Below are 12171 nucleotides of genomic sequence, written 5' to 3' on the forward strand. Positions count from 1 at the left end.
CCCGTCCAGGCTCTGCTTGGGCGGGAGTTAGCGTCCGGTCAAAAATTGCCACCCCCAATTTGCAGGTGTTAGCCTTCCCTTTGAACCCACGGAAGGAACCCACCCACAACATGCAAAGCACTTACAACGGGCTGGAACTCCCCAAAGACGGGCAGCCCATCCAGTACAGCAACAGCCAGTTCACCATCCCTGACAATCCCATCATTCCCTTCATTGAAGGCGACGGCACCGGCCGCGACATCTGGAAAGCCTCGCAGCGGGTCTTTGACGCCGCCGTCGAAAAGGCCTACGGCGGCAAACGCAGCATCAAGTGGTTCGAAATCTACGCCGGCGAAAAAGCCTTCCGCCACTTCAGCAACTGGCTCCCTGACGACAGCGTCAACGCCGCCCGCGACCTGCGCATCTCCATCAAAGGGCCGCTCACCACGCCCGTCGGCGGCGGCATCCGCTCCCTCAACGTCGCGCTCCGCCAGATCCTCGACCTCTACTCCTGCGTGCGCCCCGTCCGCTACTACCAGGGCGTGCCCAGCCCCGTGAAGCATCCGGAAAAGGTCGACATCGTCATCTTCCGCGAAAACACGGAAGACGTGTACTCCGGCGTCGAATTCAAGCAGGGCTCGCCCGACGCGGCCAGGCTTCTGGATTTCCTGAACAACGATCTCCTGTCCAAAACCAGGAAAAAGATTCGCGAGGACTCCGGCGTCGGCATCAAGCCCATCTCCATCTACGGCACCAAGCGCCTCGTCCGCTATGCCCTCAGGCACGCGCTTGAGTCCGGCCGCAAAACCGTTACCCTCGTCCACAAAGGCAACATCCAGAAGTTCACTGAAGGCGCCTTCCGCGAGTGGGGCTACGAAGTCGCCACCCAGGAGTTCCGCGAGCACACCATCACCGAGCGCGAAAGCTGGATCCTCGGCAACGTCGACGCCAACCCCAACATCACCATCGAAGAGAACGCCGCCCTCATCGAGCCCGGCCTCGAGTTCGGTAACCAGGCCTTCCGCGACGCGCTGTATGCGGAGATCAAGCAGACGCTCGATTCCATAGGCAAAACCCACGGCAACGGCGCCTGGAAGCAGAAGATCCTCGTCAACGACCGCATCGCCGACTCCATCTTCCAGCAGATCATCATCCGCCCCGCCGACTACAGCATCCTGGCCACCACCAACCTGAACGGTGACTACATCTCCGATGCGGCCGCCGCGCAGGTCGGTGGACTCGGCATCGCGCCCGGCGCCAACATCGGCGACGGCTACGCGGTGTTCGAAGCCACCCACGGCACCGCGCCCAAGTACGCCGACAAGGACGTCATCAATCCCGGCTCGGTGATCCTCTCCGGCGTCATGATGCTCGAGTTCATTGGCTGGAAAGAAGCCGCCAAAATGATCGAGACCGCGATAGAAAAGACCATCCAGCAGAAATTCGTCACCTATGATTTCGAGCGGCAGACCGCCGGCGCCACCAAAGTCGGCACCAGCGAATTCGCCACCCGCATCATCGGAAACATGTGATCAGCATTGCTGGCTTTGCAACAGGGCACGACTTTAGTCGTGCCGCAAGCATTCCCAAATAGGCAACAGGGCTTTTGCCCCTGAGGGACGGACACACGGTCCCCACGGAGAAATGAAAATGCGTAAGAAAGTAAGCATTGTCGGCGCCGGCAACGTAGGCGCCACGGCCGCACACTGGATCGCTTCCAAAGAACTGGCCGATGTGGTTCTGATCGACGTGGTAGACGGCATCCCCCAGGGCAAGGCCCTCGACCTGCTCGAAGCCATGCCCATCGAAAAGCGCGATGTGCATGTGCTCGGATCGAACGACTACGCCGCCAGCGCCAACTCTGACATCGTGGTCATCACCGCCGGCATCCCCCGCAAGCCGGGCATGAGCCGCGACGACCTGCTGCACACCAACTTCAAGATCATGTCCGACGTGGTCTCGAAAGTCGTCGCCCAGTCGCCCGAGTGCATCCTCATCATCGTTTCAAATCCCCTCGACGCCATGGCCCAGGCCGCCTTCCGCCAGGCCGGCTTCAACCGCGAACGCGTCATCGGCATGGCGGGCGTGCTTGACTCCGCCCGCTTCCGCACCTTCATCGCGGAAGAGCTCAACGTCAGCGTCGAAAACGTCAACGCCTTCGTGCTCGGCGGCCACGGAGACACCATGGTTCCCCTCGCCCGCTACTCCACCGTCGCCGGCATCCCCATTACCGAACTCATCGCCCCCGATCGCCTGGAACTGCTCATCCAGCGCACCCGCGACGGCGGCGCCGAAATCGTCAAGTACCTCAAGACGGGGAGCGCCTACTACGCCCCCAGCGCCGCCACCGTCGAAATGGTTGAAGCCATCCTCAAGGACAAGAAAAAGATCCTTCCCTGCGCAGCCTATCTGCAGGGCGAGTACGGCATCGAGGGCTACTACATCGGCGTGCCCTGCAAGCTCGGCGCCGCCGGCCTCGAAAAAATCATCGAGATCAAACTCACTCCCGAAGAAGACGCCGCCCTCAAAAAGAGCGCCGCGGCCGTCAAGGAACTCTGCGCCGTCATCGGCGTCTAGCCTCAACCGCATTCACAAAGAAAAAGCCCGGCTCTCCGACGAGAATCCGGGCTTTGTCTTTTGCTTTTCTTGTCTGTCATTCCCGAAGGGAATCTGCTTTTTGGTCGCCGGGTCCGCACCCCCCGTGCCTCTCCGCTACTTCCCCAGAAACGCCTTCACCTTCGGCCCAATCTGATCCGAACACTGGATCGGCGCCAGGTGCCCGCATCCCGGAATCACCTCGAACTCCGACTGCGGAATCAGCCGGTGCATCTCCTGCCCGTTTGAAACCGGCATGATCTGGTCTTCCCCGCCCCACACTATCAGCACCGGCATCTTCAACGCCGGCAACTGCCCGTCCGTCGTGTCCTTCCCCTCCAGCATGGAGTTGAGCGCCCGCTGAATCACCCACTTATGCTCATGGGAGTAGCGCAGAATATCGCGCGCGATGAATCCCGGAACCTGCGGCGGATGCGGCATCAGCAGCTTGTCCAGCTCATCCAGTTGCTGCGCCGTCGTCGGCATAAACAGGTCCGTCTGCCATTCCGGCCGGCTGTGCAGACCCGCGCTGTCGAACAGCATCAGCCTCTTGATTCGCTCCGGATGATCGATCGCGATGCGCTGCGCAATCCACCCACCCATCGACCAGCCGCCCAGGTCCACCTGCTTCAGTCCCAGCGCATCCATGAACGCCACAACCGTGCTGGCCTCGTCTGGAATCGAATACGAAAAATTCTGCGGCCACTCGCTCCGCCCGTAGCCCGGCAAATCCATCATGTACGCCCGCCGGTGCGAAGCAAGGATGAAGTACTGCAGCATACGCCAGTCTTCGGAGTGCCCGCCCAGCCCGTGTACCAGCACCACTGGCGGCGCATCCTCCGGCCCCGCTTCGTAATAGTGAATGCGGTTCCCGTTGAGTGTCATCCAGCGGCTATGCGCCCCTGACACACTCATCTGGAAATACAGCAGCCGATTGAATACCTCCAGCGGCCGTTCGTAAAACAGCACTCCCACAGCTGCAATCAGGCAAAGAATCACGCCCCCAATCCACAGGACCTTCCGCGAGACCTTCACCTGCTCTCCTTGTGCAGTTGCGTCGAACGCTGCCAGGCAGCCTCCATCACGCGCACGGTGATGGGATCAAACACCAGTGCCGAGTGGCTGTTCCACTCGGCCCGCTCCACCCATCGCACCGCGGCGGCATCGTCCCCGGCAGCCAGCTGGCCGCCCACCACCCGGCACAGATAGTCGGCGATGACGTAATGGTAGCGAACCCGCCCTTCCTCCCGATGGATGCGGTCGAGCAGTTCCACCAGCTCCACCGGCTCAACCTCCAGACCCGTCTCTTCGCGCGTCTCGCGCACCACCGCCTCGTGCAGCATTTCGCCCACTTCAATGAGCCCACCGGGAATGGTCCACTTCCCCTTCATTGGCTCGCGCCCGCGCTGCACCAGCAGCACCCGCCCTTCGTGCACAATGACAGCGCCCACGCCCACCAGCGGCGCTAACGGATATTCGCGTTGCAGCATGATTTAAAGATAGGTCAACGAGAAGGCTCGGAAACTCCGACTACGCCCAGCCGAGTTCGCGCATGGCGTAACCCGCGTTCCATATCTTCGTCATGTGAGCAACCCTGTCGCCCGCAAACTGCATGACGTAGACATAGTCCGTGCTGGTGGACTTCCCGGTGGGTGGCACCGGACCACCTTCGCCCGTGTGGGTAGCATGGAACACGGCAAAGGCGACCACCGTGTTTTGCTCCGTGTCCGTTGCAAATGCCTTAAGGTCGTAACGCGCGTCGGGCATCAAGCCCAGAATGCCTTTCATCCATTCTGTGTACTGCGCGAGTGTCACCACATCCAGCAGCGGCTCTGCCTGGGCGGAGAAACTCGCATCGGGCGTGCAATAGACACTGCAGGCTTCCCACCCTTTGCCCGCTTCGCACGCCTCGAAGAATGCGGATGCGGTCTCTGCAAGGGTGCGCGAACCCTCGGTAACAGTTGTCATTGGGGCGTCCTCCGCGATGAGGGTAGCATAGGGCATAGTGGACGCGAGCAGAAATTGTGCGCCGCTCAGAGCGCTGCGCAACCTGATTTTTGCATCTCCTTCCCTCGCTTTGGCATCGCTAATCAAGGAGTTTGTCTTATGTCGGAATTCTCGCTACACATCGATGGAATGCATTGCGGCGCCTGCGTACGCCGTGTCGGGCAGGCTCTGTCCGCAACTGAAGGCTTGGAGGTAAAAGAAGTCCGCATCGGCGCCGCGCGCCTCGCCTCCACACAGGACCCGCCGCCCGTCGACAGCGCCATCGCCGCCCTCGCCGCGGCAGGATACAAAGCGCAGCCCGATCCGGCCGACCACCCGGGAGCCTGACAGTTGGCCCCAACTCCTACTGAATCGGTCACGCTGCCCGTCGTCGGCATGACCTGCGCAGCCTGCCAGCGCCACGTCGAAGAAGCGCTGCGCTCCACCGCCGGCGTATCCAGCGCACGCGTCGACCTGATGGCCCATCGCGCCCGCGTCGAGTTCGATCCAGCTATCGCCCCGCCTGAGAAACTCGTTGCCGCAATCCGGCACGCCGGCTATGACGCCGTCCTCCCCCGTGCCGCATCGGCAGAATCCGCCCGCGAACACGACCCCGGCTCCGCCCGCAAAGCCTGGATCATGCTCTCCGCCGGCGCTCTCGCCATGATTCTTGCCATGCCCCTCAGCAGCGCCATGGGCCCCGTCGACCACGCCTTCATGCGCGCCCTCCCATGGCTCTACTCCGCGCCTCCGCAACTCCTCCGCTGGACCCTCCTCCTCAGCACCGCCATCCTCCTCGTCTGGGCCGGCCGCCCCATCTACGTCAACGCCTGGCGCGGCCTCCTGCATCGCACCACCAACATGAACACCCTGGTCTCCCTCGGAACCGGCGTTGCCTTCCTCTACTCCGCATACGCCACGCTCCTGCCCCGGACCGGTGGCCAGGTCTACTTCGACGCCGTACTCCTCATCCTCGGCTTCCTTCTCCTCGGCAAAGCCCTCGAAGCCCGCGCCAAAAAACGCGCCCTTGCCGCGCTCGATTCCCTCAGCCGCATGAAGCCCGTAACCGCCCGCCGCGTCATCGACGAAGTTCAGACCCTCGTCCCCCTCGATGAGATCCGCCCCGGCGACTCCGTGCTCGTCCTGCCCGGCGAGCGCTTCCCTGTCGACGCCTCCGTCATTGAAGGCCGCACCACCGTTGATGAATCCATGCTCACGGGCGAATCCACTCCCCTCGAGCGGGCCCCCGGCCAACGCGTCCTCGCCGGCTCCCTCAACTACGACGGCGCCGTCACCTGCCGCGCAGAATCCCTCGGTGAAGCCACCGTGCTCGCCCAGATCACCCGCATGGTGGAACAGGCCCAGGGCTCCCGCGCACCCATGGAGCGCCTCGCCGATCGCGCCAGTGCCATCTTCGTCCCCATCGTCCTTTCGCTCGCGCTCATCACCTGCATCGCATGGCTCATCGCCACACACTCCGTCTCGCTGGCGCTGGCAAACACCGTGGCAGTCCTCGTCATCGCCTGCCCCTGCGCCATGGGCCTCGCGGTTCCCGCTGCCCTCACCGTCGCTGTCGGCCGCGGCGCGCAGCTCGGTGTGCTCTTCAAAGGCGGCGAAGCCCTCGAACGCCTCTCCAATCTCAACGCCATCGTCCTCGACAAAACCGGCACCCTCACCGTCGGCCGCCCCGTCCTCGAAGCCATTCATCCGCTCGGCGCCTACTCCGCAAACGACCTCCTGCGCATCGCCGCGTCCGCCGAAGAGCGCTCCAACCATCCCCTCGCCCACGCCATCGTCGATCGCGCGCGCCAGGACGGACTCGCCTGGCCCACCCCCTCGGACGTCCAGGTTCTTCCCGGCCGCGGCCTCACCGCACGCGTCGAAGGTCGCGACTGCATCCTCGGCAACGCAGCCCTGTTCGCGGAGTTCTTCGTCCCTCTGCCCAAAGACATCGCGCCTCCTCAGCCTGGCGTCACCCGCCTCTGGATGGCCCTCGACAACACACCGGCAGCCTATTTTGACGCCCGCGATGCGCTCCGTCCCGACGGAGCCGAGGCAGTCGCTGGCCTGCGGCGCAGCGGCCTCCGCGTCCTCATGCTCACCGGCGACTCCGAAGCCGCCGCCGCGCCCATCGCCAAACAGGCCGGAATCGCTGAACTCGAATCCGGCCTTGATCCCGCCGGCAAACTCGCCCGCATCCGCACCCTCCAGCAGCAAGGCCTCCGCGTCGGCATGGTCGGCGATGGCATCAACGACGCCGGCGCGCTCGCCCAGGCCGACGCCGGCATTGCCATGGGCACCGGCGCCGATCTCGCCCAGGAGGCTGGCGACGTGCTCCTCCTCCGCGCCACTCCCGCCGCCATCCCCGCCGCCCTCGATCTGGCTCGCTCCACGCTCCGCGTCATGCGCCAGAATCTCGCCTGGGCCGTCGCATACAACATCATCGGTATCCCGCTCGCTGCCGGCGCCCTCTATCCCGCCTTCCACATCCTGCTCAGCCCCTGGATTGCCGCCGCGGCCATGGCCTTCAGCTCCGTAAGCGTGCTCGCCAACAGCCTCCGCCTGCGCCGCTGGCGACCCGCGCCGCTGCCCCAGCCAGTCACGCGCTAAACTGAAACGAGAGCCCTGCCGTGCGCATCCTCACCCGCTACATCCTCGGCGAAATCCTGTCGCACGCACTCATCGGCTGCGCTCTGTTCACCTTCATCCTCTTCATGCCCCGCCTCCCCCAGATCCTCGAGATGGTGGTGCGCAACAGCTCCAGCTTCAGCAACGTGTTCGAGGTCTTCCTCTTCACAATGCCGAACCTCTTCTGGGTCACCATCCCCATGTCCGTCCTGGTCGGCATCCTGCTCGGCCTCAGCCGCCTCGCCGCCGACAGCGAAATCATTGCCATGCGTGCTTCCGGGCTCGGCATTGGCTACTTCGTCCGCGTCGCCTCCATCGTAGCCATCGCCGGCGTCCTGTTCGGCACCGTCAACTCCCTCTGGATCGCTCCCCGCGCCAACCAGGCCATCCTCGACATGCAGCAGTCCCTCGCTGCCTCCCAGGCCTCGTATCAAATCCAGCCCCGCGTCTTCTATGAGGACTTCCACAACGCCGTTCTCTATGTCCAGGACGTCCGCTCCGGCACCGGCGCCGCCAACTGGAAGCAGATCTTCATGGCCGACCTGAGCGACCCCTCCTCGCCAAAGGTCACTACCGCCGAGTCCGCCACCGTCGTGAACGACTCGTCCCTCGAACTCCTCATGCGCCTGCGCAACGGCCAACAGCATGACGCAGACCCGGCCCATCCCGATCAGTACAACGTCTCCACCTTCACCACCACCGACCTCCCGTTCCGGCTCAGCCCGCAAAACGACATCCACCTCGGGCGCATGGACACAGCCGTTTACGCCATCCCTACCCGCGTCCTCATTGACCGCATCCACAAACCCGACAACAAGCGCTACGTGATCGAGCTCAACAATCGCCTGGCCTACCCCGCCGCCTGCCTGGTGCTGATGCTGGTCGGCGTTCCCCTCGGCGTCATGTCACGCCGCGGCGGCAAGGGTTCCGGGTTCGTCTTCACGCTGCTGCTGGTCATCATCTATTATGTGGTGTCCTACACCGGCGTGGCCCTGGCACGGCAAGACAAACTGCCTCCCACCCTGGCCGTCTGGCTCGCCAACATCGTCTTCGCCCTCGGCGGAACCTTCCTGCTGTGGCAGATGGCTACCGGCGGACGCATACTCATTGCCATCGCCAATTTCCGCACCCGCGCGCCCAGCCTCAACACCGAATCCCTCTTGTCCGCCCTCCACACCAACGGCGGTCCCCTCGGCCACATGCTTGACCGCCGCCACCCGCGCAGCACCCGCAAGGCCTACCGCGGAGCGTTCCCGCGCATCCTCGATGCCTACGTGATCCGCGAATTCGTCAGTGCCTTCGTCCTGGTGCTCTGCGGCTTCGTTCTGTTGACGCTCGTGTTCAACTTCTTTGAGCTGGTAGGCGACATCATCAAAAACCAGATTGCGCCTGTGACCTGGGGCCTCTACCTGGTTAACCTCGCGCCCAGCATGCTCTACACCATCACGCCGCTGGCGGTGCTGATCGCCGGCCTCACAACCTTCGGCGTTCTCAATCGCAACAGCGAAATCATCGCCATGAAGGCAACCGGCATCAGCCTCTACCGCCTCGTGATGCCCATCGTCGCCATCGCCGCAACCCTCGCCGTCAGCCTGTTCCTTTTCGACGAGTTCTACCTCCCCCAGGCCAATCGCCGGCAAGAGGCGTTGCGCAACGTCATCAAGCACCGCCCGGCTCAAACCGTGCTCCATCCTGAACAAACCTGGATCTTCGGCCAGGCGCGCCCCGGCGAGCCCGGCCGCATCTTCTACTACCGCTTCTTCGATCGCGACCGCGCCGAGTTCGCCAACCTCTCCATCTTCGAGTTCCACCCCGCCACCTTCGCCCTGTCGCGCCGCATCTTCGCCGGCCGCGTCTACTGGGATGACAAAAAGAACGCCTGGCAGTTTGAGAACGGCTGGGTGCGCGACTTCGAGGGAGCCAACCAGACCGGCTTCCACGAGTTCGCAAAATCCACCTTCAGCGAAATTCAGGAAGAGCCCAACTACTTCTCCAAAGAAAGCCTGCAGTCCCAGGAGATGAACTTCGATCAGCTCGATCGGTACATCCGCGACCTGCGCCAGAGCGGGTTCGATACCATGCGCCTGCGCGTCGCGCTCTGGCACAAGCTCGCCTACCCGCTGGTCGCCATCGTCATGGCCATGCTCGCCATCCCCTTTGCGCTCTCCATGGGCCGCCGCGGATCGCTCACCGGAATCGCCGTAGCCATCGGCGTCGCCCTGGCTTACTGGATGGTCGACGGCCTGTTCGGCGCCATGGGCAACGTAAACTACCTGCCCGCCCCCCTGGCCGCCTGGTCCGCCGACGTTCTCTTCGGCCTCACCGGCGGATACCTGCTGCTGCGCACTCCCACTTAGACCCTGCCGTCCCGCCATGCCGGCCCCCGCGCCCCTCCCTATTCCCCATGCCTTATCCTGAACAAGACCATGGAATTCATCAGCCTGTTCGGCAGCCTGAACGAAGAACCCGAAAAGAAGCCCGAAGAGCAGGAACCGGAAGAAAAGCGATCCGGATTCTTCGGCCGCATGCGCGATGCCGTCACGCGCACCCGCGAGTCCTTCGGCTCCAAAGTCGAAGGCATCGTCGCCATGACCCGCCAGGTAGATGAAGCCGACCTCGAAGAGCTCGAAGCCGCGCTCATCACCTCCGACATCGGCGTGCAAACCACCACCGAAATCGTTGACGCCCTCCGCGACCGCGCCCGTCGCCAGGCCATTGAAGGCGGCTCCGAGTTGCGCGACCTGCTCAAGCAGCAGATCAAGTCCATCCTCGACAGCACCCAGAAGCCCGTCGTCCAGCCGGCCGCTCCCCCCCGCGTCACCTTCCTGGTCGGTGTCAATGGCACCGGCAAAACCACCACCAGCGGCAAGCTCGCCGCCTGGTCCAAAGCGCAGAACCGCTCCGTCCTCCTCTGCGCCGCTGACACCTTCCGCGCCGCCGCCATCGAACAGTTGGAAGTCTGGGCCGCCCGCTCCGGCGTTGAAATGATCAAGACCCGCCAGGGTGGCGACCCCGCCGCAGTCCTCTACGACTCCATTACCGCCGCCAAGGCTCGCAACATCGCCGACCTCTACGTCGACACCGCCGGCCGCCTCCACACCAAGTCCGGCCTCATGGACGAGCTCGAAAAAATGCGCCGCACCGCCCAGCGCCTCATCCCTGACGCCCCCCACGAGGTCCTCCTCGTCATGGACGCCACCACCGGCCAGAACGGCCTCCAGCAGGCCCGCCTCTTCACCCAGGCAGCCGGCGTCACCGGCATCGTCCTCACCAAGCTCGACGGCACCGCCAAAGGCGGCATCGCCGTTGCCATCGCCCGCGAACTCAACCTCCCCGTCCGCTTCGTCGGCGTCGGCGAAAAAATGTCAGACCTCCTCGAGTTCTCCCCCGAAGCCTTCGTCGACGGCCTCCTCGGCTAACCCGCTTCCATCCCCTGCACAGCGTCCACCGAACCAGCCTGCCGCTTTTTTTCTGGCGACTGGGTGGGAGACCGCGATCCTCAATTCACCCGCTCCACCCCACCCCGCAAATGCACCGAATACACCAGCCCCAAATAATCATCCGTAAGCAGAAACGAATCCGGACCCACCCGCAGAATCCCGCAAGGCCTTCCATGCACCACCGCCTTCCCGTGCTCCACCGTCATGAACCCGGCGATGAAATCCTCCGGTCTGCGTTCCGCTCCCACCAGCCGCACAACCCGGTATCCCGAACCAATACCCGGATGCCCTGCCCCATGCAGCACCACAAGCAAGCTGGCCTTCAGCCTCGTATCGCCCTCCGGAAAATACGCGAACCCCAGCGGCGAGCTGTGCGCCCGAAACCACGCATACGCCGCCGGAACACCCTCGCAGCTCTTCAGCGGCTCCGCCGGCGCACCCAGCGCCGCATTCGGATCGGCGCCGCGCGCATGCCCTCCGCCCGCCGCAAGATTCGTGCCCGCCTCGGCCACGCTACCCTGCTTCCCGTACACCGAGTCCTCTCGCCCACGCACCGGCGAATCCGTATGCGCATTGAACTTCGGATCCTCCATCCGCGGCAGAGCCGTCGTATCGAACCTCGCCTTCCCCTCCGCGAAATAGCACTTCGGCCACCCATAGTTCACCGCATGGTCCGCGCCCGCATCGATCCTTAACAGCGTGTCATCCGGCAGCTTGTCGCCCAGGTGATCGGCGCCCATGTTCGTCGCCAGCAGCACTCCCCCATCCAGTTCGGGAACCCAATGCAGGTCCACCGCGTTGCGCACGCCCTGCGCAACGACCTTCGCGTTCCCGCCATCCGGGTCCATGCTCAAAATCGATGCGCGCGCCGCCTCTCGCTCCTGGCAGTAATTGCATGAAGACCCCACGGAAACAAAAATGCGCGGCTGATCTCCCACCTTGCCCACCGCAATCGTCCGCGTAAGATGCCACCCGCCATATTTGTAATTCAGCCCATAATCCGGAAACCGCAGCAGCGTCTGCGGCGCGCCGCCCGGAGCGTTCTCGCCCGCCCGGTACGGATAGCGCACCAGCTTGTCGGTCAGCCCCACATACAGCCACGTCTGCCCCGTCTTCTCATCCGTCCAGAACGCAATGCTGTTGGGATTATGCAGATGCCGCAGGTAGGGAATCGTCCGCGCAAACGCGTGCGCGCTCTCATTCCACCCGTCAAGGATTGAAACCGAACCCAGCCGGTTATCCGCCAGGCTGTACATCGCGGTAACAAAAACGCGCCCGTCCGGTGATTGCGCGAAAAAACGCACCCGCCGAATTCCCTTGATCGCGATGTTTATCTCAAACTCCGCCGGCGCCGACAGCGTAATCGACTTACCCGGCGCATAGATAAGTGTGTGCGATTGCTGCTGCCCCCAGCCCGCGCCAACCACATCCAGAAGCATCCCTAACACCAGCAATCCACGTCGCAACATCACCAATAGTCTATCCAGCTAAGCGACAACCGCGTTGCACCTTGACCTGTGTTTGCCGTCACAGACGCCCGCTC

Annotated in this window: 10 protein-coding genes; 6 read left to right on the top strand and 4 right to left on the bottom strand. The window is 63.7% G+C overall.

Annotated elements, in window-relative coordinates:
- Window positions 1–110: 110 nt before the first annotated feature.
- Both VGL22_RS05830 and mdh read left to right on the top strand, forming a co-directional pair.
- The gene (locus tag VGL22_RS05830) at window positions 111–1511 is read left to right on the top strand and encodes an NADP-dependent isocitrate dehydrogenase (RefSeq protein WP_465265956.1); all 1401 of its coding nucleotides are present in this window, start codon (window positions 111–113) and stop codon (window positions 1509–1511) included.
- 118 nt (window positions 1512–1629) lie between these two features.
- Window positions 1630–2556, top strand: a complete 927-nt coding sequence (gene mdh, locus VGL22_RS05835; RefSeq protein ID WP_465265957.1) for a malate dehydrogenase — start codon at window positions 1630–1632, stop codon at window positions 2554–2556.
- 135 nt (window positions 2557–2691) lie between these two features.
- On the opposite strand, the gene VGL22_RS05840 is transcribed toward mdh, so the two are convergent.
- The 3 genes from VGL22_RS05840 to VGL22_RS05850 are packed head-to-tail and all read right to left on the bottom strand — an operon-like array spanning window position 2692 to window position 4542.
- The gene (locus tag VGL22_RS05840) at window positions 2692–3609 is read right to left on the bottom strand and encodes an alpha/beta fold hydrolase (RefSeq protein WP_465265958.1); all 918 of its coding nucleotides are present in this window, start codon (window positions 3607–3609) and stop codon (window positions 2692–2694) included.
- On the bottom strand, window positions 3606–4064 hold the full coding sequence (locus VGL22_RS05845) for an NUDIX hydrolase (protein ID WP_465265959.1): 459 nt from the start codon (window positions 4062–4064) through the stop codon (window positions 3606–3608). Before VGL22_RS05845 ends, VGL22_RS05840 begins: the two co-directional genes overlap by 4 nt.
- 40 nt (window positions 4065–4104) lie before the next feature.
- A complete protein-coding gene (locus VGL22_RS05850) occupies window positions 4105–4542 on the bottom strand; it encodes an ester cyclase (protein ID WP_465265960.1) in 438 nt (145 codons plus the stop codon).
- Between the two features lie 138 nt (window positions 4543–4680).
- On the opposite strand from VGL22_RS05850, the gene VGL22_RS05855 reads away from it, so the two are divergent.
- From VGL22_RS05855 to ftsY, 4 genes are all read left to right on the top strand, one after another.
- On the top strand, window positions 4681–4908 hold the full coding sequence (locus VGL22_RS05855) for a heavy-metal-associated domain-containing protein (protein ID WP_465265961.1): 228 nt from the start codon (window positions 4681–4683) through the stop codon (window positions 4906–4908).
- Window positions 4909–4911: 3 nt separating this feature from the next.
- Window positions 4912–7170, top strand: a complete 2259-nt coding sequence (locus VGL22_RS05860; RefSeq protein WP_465265962.1) for a heavy metal translocating P-type ATPase — start codon at window positions 4912–4914, stop codon at window positions 7168–7170.
- Window positions 7171–7190: 20 nt separating this feature from the next.
- Window positions 7191–9545 carry an LptF/LptG family permease gene (locus tag VGL22_RS05865; RefSeq protein ID WP_465265963.1) on the top strand — a complete coding sequence of 785 codons (2355 nt, stop codon included), beginning with the start codon at window positions 7191–7193 and terminating at the stop codon, window positions 9543–9545.
- Window positions 9546–9614: 69 nt separating this feature from the next.
- On the top strand, window positions 9615–10607 hold the full coding sequence (gene ftsY, locus VGL22_RS05870) for a signal recognition particle-docking protein FtsY (RefSeq protein ID WP_465265964.1): 993 nt from the start codon (window positions 9615–9617) through the stop codon (window positions 10605–10607).
- 80 nt (window positions 10608–10687) lie between these two features.
- On the opposite strand, the gene VGL22_RS05875 is transcribed toward ftsY, so the two are convergent.
- Window positions 10688–12097 carry a PQQ-dependent sugar dehydrogenase gene (locus tag VGL22_RS05875; RefSeq protein ID WP_465265965.1) on the bottom strand — a complete coding sequence of 470 codons (1410 nt, stop codon included), beginning with the start codon at window positions 12095–12097 and terminating at the stop codon, window positions 10688–10690.
- Window positions 12098–12171: the final 74 nt, after the last annotated feature.

The organism is Occallatibacter sp., from assembly GCF_036502485.1.
In the GTDB taxonomy this organism is placed as follows: domain Bacteria; phylum Acidobacteriota; class Terriglobia; order Terriglobales; family Acidobacteriaceae; genus Telmatobacter.

Excerpts from the sequence above, each read along its gene's own strand:
- VGL22_RS05855 (WP_465265961.1), top strand. The coding sequence starts at position 4,681 with ATGTCGGAATTCTCGCTACACATCGATGGAATGCATTGCGGCGCCTGC.
- ftsY (WP_465265964.1), top strand. The coding sequence starts at position 9,615 with ATGGAATTCATCAGCCTGTTCGGCAGCCTGAACGAAGAACCCGAAAAG.
- VGL22_RS05850 (WP_465265960.1), bottom strand. The coding sequence starts at position 4,542 with ATGACAACTGTTACCGAGGGTTCGCGCACCCTTGCAGAGACCGCATCC.
- mdh (WP_465265957.1), top strand. The coding sequence starts at position 1,630 with ATGCGTAAGAAAGTAAGCATTGTCGGCGCCGGCAACGTAGGCGCCACG.
- VGL22_RS05875 (WP_465265965.1), bottom strand. The coding sequence starts at position 12,097 with ATGTTGCGACGTGGATTGCTGGTGTTAGGGATGCTTCTGGATGTGGTT.
- VGL22_RS05845 (WP_465265959.1), bottom strand. The coding sequence starts at position 4,064 with ATGCTGCAACGCGAATATCCGTTAGCGCCGCTGGTGGGCGTGGGCGCT.
- VGL22_RS05830 (WP_465265956.1), top strand. The coding sequence starts at position 111 with ATGCAAAGCACTTACAACGGGCTGGAACTCCCCAAAGACGGGCAGCCC.